Annotated in this window: 13 protein-coding genes; 7 read left to right on the top strand and 6 right to left on the bottom strand. The window is 64.5% G+C overall.

Features of this window, described 5'->3' with window-relative positions; translation table 11 throughout:
• Positions 1-220: 220 nt before the first annotated feature.
• The 5 genes from AC1VVM_RS15895 (at position 221) to gatB (ending at position 5,047) form a co-directional block, all read left to right on the top strand.
• Positions 221-793: an FKBP-type peptidyl-prolyl cis-trans isomerase gene (locus AC1VVM_RS15895; RefSeq protein ID WP_482904595.1), complete on the top strand. Its 573-nt coding sequence runs from the start codon at positions 221-223 to the stop codon at positions 791-793.
• Positions 790-1,317: an FKBP-type peptidyl-prolyl cis-trans isomerase gene (locus AC1VVM_RS15890; RefSeq protein WP_482904594.1), complete on the top strand. Its 528-nt coding sequence runs from the start codon at positions 790-792 to the stop codon at positions 1,315-1,317. The genes AC1VVM_RS15895 and AC1VVM_RS15890 overlap by 4 nt, the downstream gene beginning before the upstream one ends.
• A 127-nt stretch (positions 1,318-1,444) precedes the next feature.
• Positions 1,445-1,747 (top strand): Asp-tRNA(Asn)/Glu-tRNA(Gln) amidotransferase subunit GatC, encoded by a 303-nt coding sequence (gene gatC / locus AC1VVM_RS15885; RefSeq protein WP_132386552.1) that lies wholly within the window; start codon positions 1,445-1,447, stop codon positions 1,745-1,747.
• A 132-nt stretch (positions 1,748-1,879) separates the two neighbouring features.
• Complete coding sequence (gatA, locus tag AC1VVM_RS15880; RefSeq protein ID WP_482955484.1) at positions 1,880-3,367, top strand: Asp-tRNA(Asn)/Glu-tRNA(Gln) amidotransferase subunit GatA; 1,488 nt, start codon at positions 1,880-1,882, stop codon at positions 3,365-3,367.
• 177 nt (positions 3,368-3,544) lie between these two features.
• Complete coding sequence (gatB, locus tag AC1VVM_RS15875; protein ID WP_482955483.1) at positions 3,545-5,047, top strand: Asp-tRNA(Asn)/Glu-tRNA(Gln) amidotransferase subunit GatB; 1,503 nt, start codon at positions 3,545-3,547, stop codon at positions 5,045-5,047.
• 329 nt (positions 5,048-5,376) lie between these two features.
• On the opposite strand, the gene AC1VVM_RS15870 is transcribed toward gatB, so the two are convergent.
• From AC1VVM_RS15870 to AC1VVM_RS15860, 3 genes are all read right to left on the bottom strand, one after another.
• A complete protein-coding gene (locus AC1VVM_RS15870) occupies positions 5,377-5,676 on the bottom strand; it encodes a hypothetical protein (RefSeq protein ID WP_132386546.1) in 300 nt (99 codons plus the stop codon).
• A gap of 38 nt (positions 5,677-5,714) precedes the next feature.
• Positions 5,715-8,624 (bottom strand): M16 family metallopeptidase, encoded by a 2,910-nt coding sequence (locus AC1VVM_RS15865; protein WP_482955482.1) that lies wholly within the window; start codon positions 8,622-8,624, stop codon positions 5,715-5,717.
• Between the two features lie 226 nt (positions 8,625-8,850).
• Positions 8,851-9,303: a nuclear transport factor 2 family protein gene (locus AC1VVM_RS15860; RefSeq protein WP_482955481.1), complete on the bottom strand. Its 453-nt coding sequence runs from the start codon at positions 9,301-9,303 to the stop codon at positions 8,851-8,853.
• 324 nt (positions 9,304-9,627) lie between these two features.
• On the opposite strand from AC1VVM_RS15860, the gene clpB reads away from it, so the two are divergent.
• Positions 9,628-12,207, top strand: coding sequence for an ATP-dependent chaperone ClpB (clpB, locus tag AC1VVM_RS15855; RefSeq protein ID WP_482955480.1), 2,580 nt, complete (start codon positions 9,628-9,630; stop codon positions 12,205-12,207).
• 193 nt (positions 12,208-12,400) lie between these two features.
• Positions 12,401-12,850 carry a hypothetical protein gene (locus AC1VVM_RS15850; RefSeq protein ID WP_482955479.1) on the top strand — a complete coding sequence of 150 codons (450 nt, stop codon included), beginning with the start codon at positions 12,401-12,403 and terminating at the stop codon, positions 12,848-12,850.
• Positions 12,851-12,956: 106 nt separating this feature from the next.
• On the opposite strand, the gene AC1VVM_RS15845 is transcribed toward AC1VVM_RS15850, so the two are convergent.
• The 3 genes from AC1VVM_RS15845 to AC1VVM_RS15835 form a co-directional block, all read right to left on the bottom strand.
• On the bottom strand, positions 12,957-15,941 hold the full coding sequence (locus AC1VVM_RS15845) for a TonB-dependent receptor domain-containing protein (protein WP_482955478.1): 2,985 nt from the start codon (positions 15,939-15,941) through the stop codon (positions 12,957-12,959).
• 346 nt (positions 15,942-16,287) lie between these two features.
• Complete coding sequence (locus AC1VVM_RS15840; protein ID WP_482955477.1) at positions 16,288-16,851, bottom strand: hypothetical protein; 564 nt, start codon at positions 16,849-16,851, stop codon at positions 16,288-16,290.
• Positions 16,848-17,237, bottom strand: a complete 390-nt coding sequence (locus AC1VVM_RS15835) for a hypothetical protein (protein ID WP_482955476.1) — start codon at positions 17,235-17,237, stop codon at positions 16,848-16,850. Before AC1VVM_RS15835 ends, AC1VVM_RS15840 begins: the two co-directional genes overlap by 4 nt.
• Position 17,238 lies beyond the last annotated feature (1 nt).

The raw sequence follows: 17,238 nt of genomic DNA, 5'->3' as shown, positions 1-17,238 counted from the left end.
CGCATGGCGCCGGGCGAGGGTCGCGGGCCGTGCCGATTCGGGCATGGTGTGTGCAAGCTGCGTCTGTTCAGGCTGCGCGCCCGCGATCCGCGAATGCGGCTTAATCGCTTGATGACCGCGATTTCCTGATCCATGAGGGCGCGGACGAATCCGTGCCCTTTTGCGTATCCGCGTCCCAATGCGCGCGCGCAGGCGCCACAAGAGAAACCAGGAAGGCTCCATGACAGAGATCACCCGCGTCCCGCTGCAGCCGATTGCCAAGGGCGCCGTTGCCAAGATCTGGATCGGCGTTGCCGCCATCGCGCTGGCCGCCGGTGGTATTGCCTATGCGGCCCTGCCGCCTTCCGTGCGTGTCGAGACGATCAAGGCCGGATCGGGCGAATCGCCCACCATGGATGACGTGGTTCTGATCAACTACAAGGGCACGCTGCCCGACGGTAAGGTCTTCGACCAGCAGAAGGGCGTGCCGATGGCACTGGCGGAAGTCGTTCCCGGCTTCGGCAAGGCGCTGGTCAAGATGCAGCGCGGCGGCACCTACAATGTCGAGATCCCGGCGGCGCTGGGCTACGGCGACAAGGGCGCAGGCCCGATCCCGCCGAACACCAACCTGCACTTCGAGATCCAGCTGATCGACTTCAAGAGCCGGGCAGAGATCGAGCAGCAGCAGCGCATTCTCCAGCAGCTTCAGCAGATGCAGATGCAGCAGGGCGGCGCGGCCGCCGGCGCGGTTCCGGGCGGCATGCCGGGCGGTATGCCCGCAGGCGCCCCGGCCGAAGCGCCGGTCCAGCCTTGATCGCCGCCGCAGTGAAGATCGCCCCGTTCGCTCTCGCATTCGCGCTCATGGCGCCGGTGGCGGCCCATGCGGCTGCTCCGGCAGCGGCCGCACCTGCCGCCGCCACCGCTGCCGCGCCCACGGTCAAGGTCGAAACCCTGACCGCGGGTGAGGGCGCCAAGCCCTCGCACGAGGACTACGTGCTCGTCGCCTACAAGGGCATGCTCAAGGACGGCACCGTGTTCGACCAGTCGGATGCGACGCCGATGGCGGTTGCCGACGTGGTACCCGGTTTCGCGCAGGGCCTCGTGCAGATGCAGCGCGGCGGTTCCTATCGCCTGACGATCCCCGCCGCGCTCGGCTACGGCGCGGAAGGGTCGGGGCCGATCCCGCCGAACTCGGACCTCGTGTTCGAAGTCCAGCTGATCGACTGGAAGACCCATGCCGAATTCGAACAGATGATGGCGGCGGTTCAGGCGCAGCAACAGGCGGCACAGCAGGGCGCTCCCGCTGGCCAGCCGGCTGCGCAACAACCCAAGCAATAAAGCCGTCGGCGGCCTTTCGGGGCCGCTCGATGCTTGAAGCAATTCGGGCCGGGTGCTAGCTGCCCGGCCTGAACTTATGGCGTCCGCGCGTTTCCGGTGCGGTGCCGGTCAAAACTGAAGGAACGCCATGTCGGTCGATACCGCAACCGTTGCGAAGATCGCCAGCCTTGCCCGCATCAAGGTGAGCGAGGCTGAAATCGAGGCGATGGTCCCCGAACTCAACGGCATTCTCGCCTGGGTCGAGCAGCTTGGTGAGGTCGATACCTCGCAAGTCGAGCCGATGACCGCCGTCATCCCCAACACGCTGCGCCTGCGCGACGACGTGATCGATGCCGATCCGCTGACCGGCGGCGACAAGCGCGATGCGGTTCTGGCCAATGCGCCTGCCGCGCAGCACGGCTTCTTCGGCGTGCCCAAGGTTATCGAGTGATATCGGCGGAACGCCTCGTATTCCCATCCTTCGACAGGCTCAGGATGAGCGGGTCGGGGAACAGGGACATTTTTTCCCCGCTTGTGCTGAGCTTGTCGAAGCACTGGCGGCACACAACGGCTGGATTGCAGCATGACTGAACTTACGGAACTCGGCGTCGCGCAGATCCGCGACGGCGTTGCGGGCGGCGATTTCACCGCCGTCGAAGTGGCAGAGGTGTTCAACGCGAACGTCGCCGCCGCGCAGGAAGCGCTCAACGCCTTCATCATCGCCACGCCTGAAAAGGCAATCGAGGCCGCGCAGGCCACCGACGCCAAGCGTGCCAAGGGCGAGGCTCTGGGCAAGATGGGCGGCGTGCCGATCGGCATGAAGGACCTGTTCGCCACCTTCGACGTGCAGACCACGGCCGCCAGCCACATGCTGGAAGGCTTCAAGCCGCAGTACGAATCGACCGTCTCGCAGAAGCTGTGGGATGCCGGTGCGGGCATGCTCGGCAAGCTGAACCTTGACCAGTTCGCCATGGGCTCGTCGAACGAGACCAGCTACTTCGGCAACGTGATCTCGCCGTGGAAGCGCAACGACGGTGGCAATGCTGCCCTCGCTCCGGGCGGCTCCTCGGGCGGTTCCTCGGCTGCGCTCGCCGCGCGCCTTTGCCCGGCGGCGACCGGCACTGACACCGGCGGCTCGATCCGCCAGCCGGCCGCTTTCACCGGCACCACCGGCATCAAGCCGACCTACGGCCGCTGCTCGCGCTGGGGCGTGGTTGCCTTCGCCAGTTCGCTCGACCAGGCAGGCCCGATGGCCCGCTCGGTGCAGGACTGCGCGATCATGCTCGAAGCCATGGCCGGTTTCGACGCCAAGGATTCGACCAGCCTCGACCTCCCCGTGCCGAACTGGGAAGCCGCGCTTTCGGGCGACATGAAGGGCAAGAAGGTCGGCATTCCGAAGGAATACCGCGTCGATGGCCTGGACGACGATGTCGCCAAGTCGTGGGACGACGGCATTGCCTGGCTGAAGGATGCGGGGGCGGAGATCGTCGAGATCTCGCTGCCGCACACCAAGTACGCGCTGCCGACCTACTACATCATCGCCCCTGCCGAAGCCTCGTCGAACCTCGCGCGCTATGACGGCGTGCGCTACGGCCTGCGCGATCTGCCGGACGGTGCGAACCTTCAGGACATGTACGCGGCCACCCGCGCCGCCGGTTTCGGCCCCGAGGTGAAGCGCCGCATCCTGATCGGTACTTACGTGCTCTCGGCCGGTTTCTACGACGCCTACTACACGCAAGCCCAGAAGGTCCGCGCGCTGATCGCGCAGGACTTCGCCAAGGCCTTCGAGCAGTGCGACGTGATCCTCGCGCCGACCGCGCCTTCGGCCGCCTTCGGCCTTGGCGAGAACGTCGACGATCCGTTGAAGATGTACCTCAACGACGTCTTCGCGGTGCCGGCCTCGCTTGCGGGTCTTCCGGCGATGTCGGTCCCGGCCGGCCTCAACCGCGAAGGTCTGCCGCTGGGTCTTCAGGTCATCGGCAAGGCTTTCGACGAACAGGGCGTGCTGAACGCCGGTCTCGCGCTGGAACAGCGCGCGCTGTTCGCGGCTAAGCCGGAGAAGTGGTGGTAAGCTGGTCGTTCCTTTTCGAACTGGTCAGTGGCATCGCGGAGGTGTTGCCTATCCGGGAGCCGAAAAGGGAAGACGACCGACCCGCAGCTCGGCGCAAAGTGCCGGAGCGGGAAACAAATGACGGGGTGAGGCAGCGGCATCGGCTGCTGCGTCGCCCCAGAAGTGGACCGAAACACGATGACTGAATCAACCTATCGCATCCAGGGCGCCACCGGTGACTGGGAGGTCGTGATCGGCCTCGAAGTCCACGCGCAGGTCACCTCGAACTCCAAGCTGTTCTCCAGCTCTGCCACCGCGTTCGGCGCGGAGCCGAACAGCCAAGTGTCGCTGATCGACGCGGCGATGCCGGGCATGCTGCCGGTTCCGAACCGCGAATGCATCCGTCAGGCCGTGCGTACCGGCATGGCGATCGAGGCGCAGATCAACAAGTGGTCGCGCTTCGACCGCAAGAACTACTTCTACGCCGATCTTCCGCAGGGCTACCAGATCAGCCAGCTCTACCACCCGCTGGTGGGCGAGGGATCGCTGACCATCGAGGCGGACGAGAAGGCGGGCATCCCGGCCGACAAGGTGATCGGCATCGAGCGCATCCACGTCGAGCAGGACGCGGGCAAGCTGATGCACGACCAGCATCCGACGATGTCCTACGTCGATCTCAACCGTTCCGGCGTGGCGCTGATGGAAATCGTCAGCCGTCCGGACATGACCTCGCCCGCCGAGGCCGGCGCTTACGTGGCAAAGCTGCGTCAGATCCTGCGCTATGTCGGCTCGTGCGACGGCAACATGGATCAGGGCTCGATGCGCTGCGACGTCAACGTCTCGGTGCGTAGGGCCGGCGAGCCGTTCGGCACTCGTACAGAGACCAAGAACGTCAACTCCGTGCGCTTCGTCATGCAGACGATCGAGCACGAGGCCAGCCGTCAGGTCGATGTGCTGGAAAGTGGCGGCAAGATCGTGCAGGAAACCCGCCTGTTCGATCCGACCAGCGGTACCACGCGTTCGATGCGGTCGAAGGAAGACGCGCACGACTATCGCTACTTCCCCGATCCGGACCTGCTGCCGCTCGAACTCGACGATGCCTTCCTTGAGGCATGCCGCGCGAGCCTGCCCGAGCTGCCAGACGCCAAGCGCGCCCGCTACGAAGGCGAACTGGGCCTTTCGGCCTACAACGCGGCCGTGCTGACCGCCGATGTCGATACTTTTGCTTGGTTCGAGGCGCTGCTGGCCGAAACCGCTTCGGCACAGGGCAAGGCTCCGTCCGAAGTGGCCAAGCAGGCCGCCAACTGGCTGATTTCCGAATTCTTCGGCGCGCTCAACAAGCTGGGCAAGTCGCTGGAAGATTCGCCGATCAGCCATGAGCAGGCGGCGGAACTGCTGGCGCTGGTGGGCAAGGGCACGATTTCCGGCTCGATCGCCAAGCAGGTTCTCGAAACGATGTTCGAGACCGGCGACAACGCCGGTGTCATCGTCGAGCGTGAAGGCCTGAAGCAGGAATCGGACACCGGCGCCATCGAGGCCAAGGTGGACGAGATCCTCGCTGCCAATGCCGACAAGGTCGCGCAGTACCGCGAAGGCAAGGTCGCGCTGTTCGGCTTCTTCGTCGGCCAGACGATGAAGGCCATGGCCGGCAAGGGCAATCCGCAGGTGGTGAACGAGATCCTGAAGGCCAAGCTGGGCTGACGGACTGCGATACTGATTGAAAAGGGCCGGGAAGCGGATGCGCTTCCCGGCCCTTTTTGCGTCTAGTGAGAGCGTCAACGGAATAGGGGGACCATCGCTGGCGGTGCCTGTTCGGTCCAGAAAGATATGTCCCTGTACTAAACCTCTCCGTCGCCCCCGCGAAGGCGGGGGCCCCGCTACCTTGTGCGTCACCGCAAGAAGAAGCGGGATCCCCGCCTTCGCGGGGATGACGGTGTTTTGTCAGGTAGTCGGAAGGGGTTTCGGCCGGACGAGCCTGCTCAGTAGGGCAGGCTAGTCATGAGGCCACCGTCACTGATCTGCCCCGCGTTTCAGCTCGTCTTCGTACCGTTCAGCGCCATCGTGCCGAAAAACCCGGCCTTGATCGTGCCGGTGAGCGTCTGCCCTTCCACCGTCGCCTTGCAATCGAGATCGATCGGCATCGGGGAGGTCATCTTCATCTTCCAGCTCAGCGTATTGCCGCTGATGGTGCCGTTCTTCAGCTCCATCGTGCCAAGATCGCCGGTGATCTGTCCGGTGAAGGTGTCACCTTCGGGAACGATGGTCAGCGTGCCCTTCTGATGACCCATCGGGGTCTTGGTGGAGCATTCGTAGGTTCCCCCGAGCGACATTCAGTTTCTCCTGTTCACAACACTGGCGCAGCGCGGCGTCATTGCGATTCGTCGCCGCCCGCCGCGTTATCCGTCTTGGGCGCCTGCTGGATTTCGATCGGCAGGCCAAGTCCCTTGAGCTGCGGCTCCACCACTTTGCGGTCCCCCACGACCACGAAGACGAGGCCTTGCGGGCGTAGATACTGCGTCGCGGCGGCCGCGACGGCGGGCTGGCCGATGCCGCGGTACTTCGCCGCCAGCGTCACGTAGTAGTCCTCCGGCCGGCCGAGGCGGTCGTTCTGGCGGATCGCGCCGGCAACTTGCGAATTGGTTTCGAACAAGTTGGGAAGCTGGCGGATGGCGCCGTCCGTCACGCGCTGGAATTCCTCGGCAGTGATCGCCTTGGTGGCCGGATAGGCAGTCATGTCGGCGATGATCGACTTGATCGCGTCGCCTGTGCGGTCGGATTGGACCGGGGCGGAGAGCGTGAAGGCGCTTGGCCCCAAGGCCTTGGTGACGCCGCTGTAGACGCCGTAAGACCAGCCCTTTTCCTCGCGCAAGTCCTTGTTGAGGCGCGAGAGGAAGCCGCCACCCAGCACTTCGTTGGCCAGTTGCAGCGGCTCGCCGTCAGGCGTGCGACCGGTGATCGGCAGGACGCGGCCGGCCAGGATCACCGATTGCGGCGAATGCGGGCGGTCGATCAGCACGATGCGCGGCTGGCTGGCCGCCACTGCCGCGTTGATCGGCTTGACCGGCGCGGGTGTCGTCGGCGCTTGCCAGTTGCCGAAGGCGCGTTCGAGCAGGGGCTTCAGCTCGTCCATGGTCACATCGCCGACCACGGTGATACGGGCAAGATCGGGGCGCAGCCACTTGGCGTGGGCGGCCCTGAGCGCGTCGGGCGTGAGCGCCGCCAGCGTATCCGCCTGACCAAGCCCGTCGCTGGGCTGGGCATAGGGATGGCTGCCGTAAAGCGCGGCGCCGAGCGCGCGGCGGGCGAGCGCCGGAGGGGAGGACTGCGCCTGCGAGAGCGCGGCCTGCGCCTGCGCCTTAACGCGGTCGACCTCGGACGGGGTGAAGGCCGGGTTGCGCACCACGTCGGCCAGCAGGTCGAGCGAGGGGCCGAGGTTGGCGGTCAGCGCGGTCAGCGAGGCGCTCGAGGTATCGAGCGAGCCGTCGATCGAGATGCCCGCGCCCAGACGTTCCTGCGCCTCGGCGATGCCGGTGGCATCGAGGCTGGTGGTGCCCTGATCGAGCATCGACAGCATCAGGCCCTGCGTGCCCGGCGTATCCAGCGCGTCGGCGGCATAGCCGGCGTCGAAGTCCATCGTCAGTACCACCTTGGGCACGGCGGTGCGGCGCGCGAGCGCCACGGGAATGCCGTTCGACAGGGTAGCGTGCTCGATCGCCGGGAAGGCGAGGGCGCCGACCGGGGCGACCGGCGGGGCCGCGACTTTCGGCGCGGGCGGCACCGGGGCTACCGGGCGCTTCGGATCGGGCTTGGGGGCGGGCGTCTTGTCCTCATCGCCCCAGCCGCCGAGCTTGGCGCCGTCCATCGTGCGTTCGCCCGGCACGACGTCCAGCGCGTAGACCGGGCGCGAGAGCCATGTGTTCATCGCCGCCTTGACTTGCGCCGGGGTCAGCGCGGCCATGGCGGCAAGGTCATGCTTGTACTTGGCCGGATCGCCCGAATAAGCTTGCCCCTCGGCCAAAGTGGCGCCCTTGCCCTCGAAGCCGCCGACGCGTTCCAGGCCGCCGATCTGATCCGAAAGCGTGCTCACCACGGAGCGGCGCACTTCGTCTTCGGTGGGCCCGTCGCGCAGGAAATCGGCCAGTACCTTGTCGAAGGCGGCATTGGCCTTGGCGCGGTCCACGCCCGGTTTCACGGTCATCGCCATGGTGAGGAAGCTGACGCTTTCCAGCACTTGCGCGTAGGCGGTCACGCTCACGGCAAGCTGCTGGCCGCGCACCAGTTCGTTGTCGAGCCGTGAACTGGCAAGGCCGCCGAGGATATCCATGCCCACCTGAAGTGCGGGGGCATCGGGATCGTTGAGGCCCGGGCCGGTCCAGTTGCGCGTCAACTGCATCATCGGCACCTGATCGGCGACCTCGCGGTGGACGGGGGCGGGCAGGGTGACGGGCCCCGCCGAGACCGGCGCGACGGCCGGGCCGCGCGGAATGTCGCCGAACCACTTTTCCACCAACGGTCGGGCGCTGGCCGCGTCGATATCGCCCGAGAGCACCAGCACGGCATTGTTGGGGCCGTAGTGGTCGGTGAACCATGCGCGCACATCGGTCAGCGAGGCTGCGTCGAGGTCCGCCATCGAGCCGATGGTGGTGTGGCGATAGGGGTGGCCGATGGGCAGCAGGCCTTCGTTCAGGGCGTATTCGAAGAGGCCGTAGGGCTGGTTGTCACCCTGCCGCTTCTCGTTCTGGACAACGCCCCGCTGCTTGTCGAGCTTGTCCTGCGTGACGGCGGGTAGCAGGTGGCCCATGCGGTCGCTTTCGAGGAACATCGCCAGCGGCAGCGCGCCGGTGGGCACGGTTTCTACGTAATTGGTGCGGTCGTAGGAGGTGGAACCGTTGCTGGACGTGGAGCCGGCGGCGTCCAGCGGCACGTCGAAATCGGGGACATTGGCCGATCCGCCGAAGAACAGGTGTTCGTAGAGGTGCGCGAAGCCGGTCTTGCCGCGCGGTTCGTTCTTGGAGCCGACATGGAAATAGAGCGTGACGCCGACGATCGGTGCCTTGCGATCGGTATGGACGATCGTGGTGAGCCCGTTGGGCAGCACGAATGTCTCGTAGGGAATGTCGACCTTGGAGACGAGCGCCGCGGGTGAGGCGGGCTGCGGTGCTGCTGCGGCGACCGGCGGAGGCGCAGCGCTCGACGCGGTGTGCGGCGCGGTGGCGCAGGCGGAGAGGAGCAGGGCGGCTGAGAGCGCGAGCAGGCTCGTACGGGTAACGGGTCGCATGGGCTGAGGTCTAGCACGTATGGCGCGCCTCGCCAGTGTTTCAATCGCTTGGCAAGATGGTGCTGGTTTAATCCCTCCGCCTTTGCCCCAAACACGCCGTCGCCCCCGCGAAGGCGGGGGCCCCGACGCCTTGCGGCATACGAAAGCGTGTCAGAAAGAAGCGGGGTCCCCGCCTTCGCGGGGACGACGGGTTTCTTTGTCTGCGTCGCTTGGAGCTAAGGCGGCCTCAACCGCGCCGGAAGATCTGGCCGGAATCGAACCGGGTGATGCGCCATTCGCCGTCACTGTCGCGGCGGCATTCCATTTTCACGTCGGCAACGGCGAGGGGATCGCAGGTGTTGAACGGTGCCTCGCCCTGCGCGGCGAAGAACAGCAGCAGGTAGCCGACCTTGGCATTGTCCGCATCGTCGAACGAGACGCGCAGGCTGCTGATGATGTGGCGCATGGTCATCAGTCCGGCACCAGCCCGCAGCGCTTCGGCGCGGCCCTTGTAGAAGGCCTCCACGGCCTTCAGCCCTTCGCGCCATTCGCCGCCCACGTTGTAGGCCACGTCCTCGGCCAGCACGTCGGCATTGCGCATTTCAAGGCCGTTGTGGATGTCGAGCTCGTCGCCCCACTCATAAATGACCTGCTTGATTGCGAGGACGTCCGCTGCCTGCTGAGGGGTGAATTTCGCCACGTCTCGATGCCTCTTCCCGTTGATTTCGGTCTGGCCCGCGAAGCTAGGCAATGGGCGGCGCAGCGCCAAGCATTTGCATGCGCGGCAAGCCCGTTCAACGCCGGGGCGACGTTTGATCCGGGTGCCTCCGGATAAATTGCCGCGCGCTTCGGGGTTATCGGGGGTGGCAATCCCGGCGCGGACACCCATCTTGGGGCCGGCCGGTTCCGGCTCTTGTGATTCAACCACTTCTTTCCGCGCCGGGTGGCGCGAAAAAGATCATGCCATGGCTTGTGTTGCAATAATGCAACACTATATGATCGAGATCAGGAGGCAATTCACACCATGAATCTCGAAAAATTCACTGACCGGGCCAAGGGCTTCCTTCAGGCGGCGCAGACGGTTGCGATCCGCATGAACCACCAGCGCATCAGCCCGGACCACATCCTCAAGGCCCTGCTGGAAGACAGCGAGGGCATGGCCGCCGGGCTTATCAAGCGCGCGGCCGGCAATCCGGACTTCGCCGTGCAGGAAGTCGACAAGGCGCTGGGCAAGCTGCCTGCCGTCTCCGGCAGCGGGGCGCAGGCCTCGCCGGGGCTCGACAACGATGCCGTGCGGGTGCTGGATCAGGCCGAGCAGCTGGCCACCAAGTCGGGCGACAGCTTCGTCACCGTGGAGCGCATGCTGCTGGCGCTGGCGCTCGCCACCACGACCGGGGCCGGGCAGGCGCTGAAGGCCGCCAATCTCACCCCGCAGGCGCTGGAAGCGGCGATCACCGATCTGCGCGGCGGCCGCAAGGCAGACAGCGCGGGGGCGGAGAACGCCTATGACGCGATGGCGAAGTACGCGCGCGACCTGACCGAGGCGGCGCGTTCGGGCAAGCTGGACCCGGTGATCGGCCGCGACGAGGAGATCCGCCGCACCATCCAGATCCTTGCCCGCCGCACCAAGAACAACCCCGTCCTCATCGGCGATCCCGGCGTCGGCAAGACCGCCATCGTCGAGGGTCTCGCCCTGCGCATCGCCAATGGCGACGTGCCGGACAGCCTGAAGGACCGCACCTTGATGTCGCTGGACATGGGCTCGCTGATCGCGGGTGCCAAGTATCGCGGTGAGTTCGAGGAACGCCTGAAGGCCGTGCTCGACGAAGTGAAGGGCGCGGAAGGCCAGATCATCCTGTTCATCGACGAGATGCACACGCTGATCGGCGCGGGCGCCTCCGAGGGATCTATGGACGCGGGCAACCTGCTGAAGCCGGCACTCGCGCGCGGCGAACTGCACTGCATCGGCGCGACCACGCTCGACGAGTACCAGAAGTACGTCGAGAAGGACGCTGCGCTCCAGCGCCGTTTCCAGCCGGTCTTCGTGGGTGAACCGACGGTCGAGGACACGATCTCGATCCTGCGGGGCCTCAAGGAGAAGTACGAACTGCACCACGGCGTGCGCATCACCGATGCGGCGCTGGTGGCGGCGGCGACGCTCTCCAATCGCTATATCACCAACCGCTTCCTGCCGGACAAGGCGATCGACCTCATGGACGAGGCCGCCAGCCGCATCCGCATGGAAGTGGAAAGCAAGCCCGAGGAGATCGAGAAGCTCGACCGCCGGATCATCCAGCTCAAGATCGAGGAAATGGCGCTCGCCAAGGAGACCGACGAGGCTTCCAAGGACCGCCTCGTCAATCTGCGCGAGGAACTCGCCAACCTCGAACAGCAGTCGAGCGAACTGACCACCCGCTGGCAGAACGAGCGCGACAAGATCGCCGCCGAAGGCAAGATCAAGGAACAGCTCGATTCTGCGCGGCTGGAGCTCGAACAGGCGCAGCGCAATGGTGACCTCGCGAAGGCAGGCGAGCTGTCCTACGGCACGATCCCCTCGCTGGAGCGCAAGCTGGCCGAGGCTCAGGCGCAGGCCGGAAACGCCCTGCTGCGCGAGGAAGTGACCGAGGATGACATCGCCGGCGTCGTCAGCCGCTGGACCGGCGTGCCGGTCGACAAGATGCTGGAAGGCGAGCGCGAGAAGCTCCTCAAGATGGAGGAGATGATCGGCCAGCGCGTGATCGGCCAGAAGGACGCGGTTGCTGCCGTATCCAAGGCCGTGCGCCGCGCCCGCGCGGGCTTGCAGGATCCGAACCGGCCGCTGGGCTCGTTCCTGTTCCTGGGCCCCACGGGCGTCGGCAAGACCGAACTGACCAAGGCGCTGGCGGGCTTCCTGTTCGACGACGACAGCGCGATGGTGCGCATCGACATGTCGGAGTTCATGGAGAAACATGCGGTCGCCCGCCTGATCGGCGCGCCTCCGGGCTATGTCGGCTATGAGGAAGGCGGCGTGCTGACTGAAGCCGTGCGGCGCAGGCCCTATCAGGTCGTGCTGTTCGACGAGGTGGAGAAGGCGCACTCGGACGTGTTCAACGTCTTGCTGCAAGTGCTGGACGATGGCCGCCTGACCGACGGGCAGGGCAGGGTGGTGGACTTCACCAACACCCTGATCATCCTGACCAGCAACCTCGGCAGCCAGTACCTCGCCCAGCTTGACGAAGGGCAGGACGTGGAAACTGTCGAGCCGCAAGTGATGGAAGTGGTGCGCGGGCATTTCCGGCCCGAGTTCCTCAACCGACTGGACGAGATCGTGCTGTTCCACCGCCTTGGGCAGGAGCACATGGGCCCGATCGTCGATATCCAGGTCTCGCGGGTGCAGAAGCTGCTCAAGGACCGCAAGATCACGCTGGACCTGACCGATGCAGCCAAGCGCTGGCTCGGCCGGGTGGGCTACGACCCGGTCTACGGCGCGCGGCCTTTGAAGCGTGCGGTCCAGCGGTACTTGCAGGATCCGCTGGCCGAGAAGCTGCTGGCGGGCGAGATCCCCGACGGCTCGCACGTCCATGTCGACGATGGCGACGGTGCCCTGGCGATCACGGTCGCATAAACATCGAGCGCGTTGATCTATCTGATGCCCCTCGGAGCGATGCTCCGGGGGGTATTTTGTTTGGCCGAAAGGCAGGGGCGGTGGGGCAAGAAAATCGGGTGACGACAGCGCTTTCGCGCGGGAAGAACTGGCGCTCGCCGGGCGCTCCGTTATGGTGTCGGGCCGGTATGGTTGGTGCGAAAGCGAGGACCGAATGAACAAGATTGCGGCAGGTTTGGTGTTGATGATGCTGGGGGCAAGTCCGGCGCTGGCGGCGTCGCCGCTGGAGTCTTGCCGTGCGATCGGCGATGCGGCGCAGCGGCTCGCCTGCTACGATGCGATCCCCATCAAGGGGCAGAAAGCGGCGGCGCCTGCCGATCCGGTCGCGTCATTCGGATTGACCGAGACGCAGAAGCAGAAGGTCGCGCGCGAACAGCCTGATGTCCCGGCGCCGGTCGAGGATGTCACCAGCAAGATCGCCGTGCTGAGCGCAACGCAAGTGACGTTCGACAACGGCATGGTCTGGAAGGTGACCGATGGCAGCGACATCCTGACCTGGGCACGGATCGGGCAAGAGGCGACCGTCAAGCGCGGAACGCTCGGCGGCTATCGGCTGACGATCCAGAAGGTCAATCGCCTGGCGGTGGTGACGCGTGTGCAGTGAGCGTGACGCCCGTTTGACGCCAAACAAAAGAAGGGGCGGAGCCGCAAGGCTCCGCCCCTTCTTTTTCGGTAGGAAGGCGCCGGACTGGCCGGCGCCTTCGCAAGCCTTACATCTTGACGCGGATACCCGCGTAGAAGCGACGGCCAAGCGCGTCGTAGGTGCCGGTGTCGGCCTGCTGGCCGGTGACCGTACCCGTTACGCCGCCGAAATAGGCAGGTGAGTTGTCGAACAGGTTGTCGACACCGACGTAGAACTCGGCGTTTTCATTCACGTTGAACTTGGCCTGGGCGCCCAGGTAGAATTCGTCGTGAGTCTTGTAGTAGTGGTAGCCCAGGAACTGGTCGTCGAGCCACGACGGGCCGATGTAGGTTCCGTTAAGCGCCAGCGACCAGGAGTCGGTCCCGACGTTGAGCATGGTGGTGAAGCGGTCCTTGGCGGAACCGACTTCGTTGATGAAATAGTCCTTGTCGCCGCCCGGTTGCGGGATCGTGTAGCCCGTCAGCAGGTGGGTGTAGGCCACGTTCAGGCTGGTGTTCAGGCGCATCGAGCCGATGTCGAACGGCTGCGAGTAATTAAACACCACGTCGATACCCGAAGTCGCCACGCCACCGCTGTTGGTCGGGCCCGTATCGACCGAGTAGAGCGCGCCGGCGCTACGCGCACCCTGCGGTCCAGTGAGGCGAGTGACGAACGAGCAGTAATCCTTATCACCCTGAACATAGCACTGGTTGAGGATGAAATTCAGGTCGGTGCTGACGATGGCGTCCTTGATCTTCACGCGGAAGTAATCGACGGTCAGCGTCATGTTGCGCAGCGCGTGGATCGACTGCGGATTGATAACCGTGCCGATCGTCAGCGTTTGGCCGCGTTCTTCGTTCAGATTCGGGTTGCCGCCGGCGAAGCTCGTCACACCCTGGCGGTCGGCCTGGTTGACGATGAACTGGCCGTTGGTGTTGATGTTAGCCAGCACGCCCGGATCGGCACGGCAATGGTCGCCCAATGCGCCGCCACCCGTAGCCGCGATCCCTTCGCAAGGATCGGAGACCGTCGGGAAGTCCTGGCTGCGGCCCTGATACAGCTCGCTGATGTTCGGGGCGCGGACGGTCTTCGCGTACATCGCGCGGAAGCGGATGTCACGGACCGGCGCGAACTCGCCGCCGAAGTTGTAGCTGAAGGTACCGCCCACGGTGCTGTAGTGCGAATAGCGCGCAGCGCCGCGGAGCGACAGGTCTTCGACGATGCCCTGGCTGATCAGCGGAAGCAGCGCTTCACCGTAGAACTCGTAGAGGTCAAACGAACCGCTGGTGGGCGGAAGTGCGTTGCCGCCATTGAGCCCGGCCGATGTCAGCTGATCCCAGCGCGCATCCTGTGCCTCGCGGCGATATTCGGTGCCGACGGTCACGCCGATGTCACGTGCCCCCAACGGATTCTTGACCGAACCGACGATGTTACCGCCGACCTGCGTTTCCTTGTTGTAGGCCTGATAGAACGCGGGCGCTTCGAGGTAAGCGATCGCTTCCTTGGAGAGGCTGTTGGCTCCGAACATGTTCGCCGGGACGCAGCCCTGCGACCGTGCGGTGGCATCGGCGCACATGAAGCCGCCGGCACCATCCGGAATGATCTGCTGCGAGGCAGCGAAGTTCAGGACGTTGATCTGGCCAGTGCCATGCTGGGTAACGTTCGTTTCGCCGTAATTGCCGAAGACTTCGAAATTCCACTTCGGCGCAATGTCGCCACGCAGACCGGCAACCGCGCGGTAGGTATTCTGCGTCGACTGATAGGTACGCGGGCCGAAGTCGGCGAGGCGCTTGGCGAGGTAGATGTCCTTCAGACCGTCGCCATTGGTATCGACGGCAGCGTTGAAGATCGCGTCAGGTACGAAAGGATTACGGACCGGAGCGCCATTATACATCGTCTCGATCGGCATCTGGCCGTCGCCGTAGGCGAACGAGGTGTCGAACGGGAACGGTTCGATGTTGGACCGGGCGTGAACGCTTTCGAACGAACCTTCGAAGAACGCGGTGACGTGATCGGTCAGATCGTAGTGTGCGTTGACGTTACCGAGGTAGCGCTGGATCGGAACGGCGAGATAGCGCACGGCCTGGCGGTTGTAACCGTTGGGTCCTACGCCGGCACCGTTGCCGCAGGTCGCTGCACTTGCGGTGAAGCACGGCTGGATCTGACCTGTCGGGCTGTAGGTGAAGGTGCCGGTCGGGTTGCCGTCTACATCGTAGGTGTAGTATGCGCCCTGCGGAGCGTAGGACGAGTAAACCGGCTGGTTGCGATAGATGCTGCCATCGGCGTTGAGCTTCAGTTCGCCGTTCACAAGCGAGTACGAACCGTCTGTATCCGACTTGCCGGCTTCGGTCTTGTGATTGCGCGAGTACACGGCGCCCTGTTCGGAATAGCCGAGGTACATCGTGATGTTGCCGCGGCCATCGTCGAAGTTGCCGCCCAGCAGCACGCCGGTGTCGAGCGAGAAGTTGTCGCCCACGCCCGAAATGCCGGTCTGTGCGTGTGCTTCGATCCCCTGGTAGTTGTCCTTGAGGATGAAGTTCACAACGCCCGCAACCGCGTCCGAACCATAGATTGCCGAGGCGCTGCCCGAAGTCAGGGTTTCGACGCGCTCGACCATCTGGGTCGGGATCATGTTGAGGTCGACGGCGTTGCTGCCCGGAACGCCCGAAACGACGCGGCGGCCGTTAACGAGGACCAGCGTGCGGTCTACGCCGAGGTTACGCAAATCAACCGTTGCGACGCCGGCTGCCGAAGTCAGGAAGCCCGTGTTCGTACGCGAGAAGGTCGGCGTGCCGAACACCGGATTCTTCAGCAGCGCGTCCTGAATGTTGACAACACCCTGGCTGCGAATCTGTTCCGAGCTCATGACCTGAACCGGTGCCACGGTGGTCGGCAGATCCGACTTGATGCGCGAACCGGTCACGACGATGGCCTGGCCCGAATCGGCATCGTCGGATTTTGCGGCGTCAGTCTGCGCGGCGTCCTGCGCGTAAGCCTGAGCCGAGCACAGCACGGCAAATGCCGTCAGGCTCGTGGCGCCCCGCAGGGCAGCCTTCTTCAGAGTGAGTTTCACGTGTGTGTCCCTTGTTGCGACCGCCTTACCGCAGCGTGACCAAGCGGAGAGGAAGCCGGATGCAGCTGGCAGGCACCGGAAAATGCCCGCAGCAATGGGACGTTGTGTTGCTGTCGGGCGGCTAGCATTCAACCCGTTTTGCAGCCTGAATGCGCAATGAATTTCATCTTGTGGCGTTTATGTAACAGGTTTGATGCCCTGATTTTCGCGCATTTCCGCTATATTTACCATTCTTCCGGCAACGTTGTGATCGAGTTCGCACACTGGATGTGGCGAAAATTCCGCGGGCGAAGCGCGTTTACGCAATTCTGTTACGTGGGCGGGGTCCTGCGACTATGTCGCGGGTTTATTGCACGCGCCGCATTTTTACGGCCGCTTGTCCATGAATCGCCACGAAGTACGTTCCGAGCGCACCGCGCGTGATGCGGACCTCATTGCCGGGCTTGGGTGACAGAACGAAGTCTCGCGTGTCGTTCTGTTCCCATGTGCTGCCGTCGGCGAGAGTCACGACCCAGCCGTTGGCGTTGTGACGGGCGCTTTCTACCGTCGTCGACACTTCCTTGATCTCGTTCGCGTCATCCTCGCTCCCGCCGAAGCCCATCAGCTTGGCGACCGGGGCGGCAAAGCCGAACAGGCCGCGCTTGGCGCGTTGTACTGCCTGCTTGTCGGCGACCACGATTTCCTTCTTGCGCATGGCGTCGTCCAGCGCAGCGGACTGGCGATCGAAGCAGGTCAGGCGCGCGGGGCCATCGGTGATCGTGCGGCAATCCAGAAGGTGCTGGAAAAGTTCGGGCGGCGGAGGTGCCTCTTCCGCCTTTTTGGCGGCTGACGCGGCGATGGGGGCGAACAGGGGGGGGAGCAGTGCAAGGGCCAGGATGGATTTCAGGGCTGTGCTTCTTGGGCCGCTCATCGTGTTCCCCTGTTTGCCGCCATGATTGGCGTGGCTGCGGCAAAGTTAGCAACGTAGATCGCGCTTCGGCAAGTCTGCTTGGCTGCGCCGCAATAGATGGCCGCGATTGCACAATTGGGCGCAATAAACTGTCTTCTGTGGGGTGTTTGAATTTTGCAACGTTGCGGCAATATCACTGCTCTGAGCTTGACGTCGCTAACGGCATTGCGCCATTTGTCGCGCGTTTGTGCCAAAATGTTGCGCATATGCCACAAGGTTTCGAGAATGTTGCTCGCAAGACGCAAGGCCCTTTGCGCTTTGCAGTCTTTGCGCAATGAATTGCACCATCTTCCGGTGCGCGAAATGTCGTTGATCGGATTTCGCACACCGGAGACTTCAAGGCGCAAG

This window comes from Novosphingobium sp. BL-S-33, from assembly GCF_056857025.1.
This window is presented reverse-complemented; position numbering and strand designations above follow the sequence as displayed.

Coding starts and splice junctions, on each gene's coding strand:
- AC1VVM_RS15850 (WP_482955479.1), top strand. CDS start 12,401: ATGAACAAGATTGCGGCAGGTTTGGTGTTGATGATGCTGGGGGCAAGT.
- AC1VVM_RS15870 (WP_132386546.1), bottom strand. CDS start 5,676: ATGTCGCTCGGGGGAACCTACGAATGCTCCACCAAGACCCCGATGGGT.
- gatC (WP_132386552.1), top strand. CDS start 1,445: ATGTCGGTCGATACCGCAACCGTTGCGAAGATCGCCAGCCTTGCCCGC.
- AC1VVM_RS15895 (WP_482904595.1), top strand. CDS start 221: ATGACAGAGATCACCCGCGTCCCGCTGCAGCCGATTGCCAAGGGCGCC.
- gatB (WP_482955483.1), top strand. CDS start 3,545: ATGACTGAATCAACCTATCGCATCCAGGGCGCCACCGGTGACTGGGAG.
- AC1VVM_RS15865 (WP_482955482.1), bottom strand. CDS start 8,624: ATGCGACCCGTTACCCGTACGAGCCTGCTCGCGCTCTCAGCCGCCCTG.
- gatA (WP_482955484.1), top strand. CDS start 1,880: ATGACTGAACTTACGGAACTCGGCGTCGCGCAGATCCGCGACGGCGTT.
- AC1VVM_RS15840 (WP_482955477.1), bottom strand. CDS start 16,851: ATGAGCGGCCCAAGAAGCACAGCCCTGAAATCCATCCTGGCCCTTGCA.
- clpB (WP_482955480.1), top strand. CDS start 9,628: ATGAATCTCGAAAAATTCACTGACCGGGCCAAGGGCTTCCTTCAGGCG.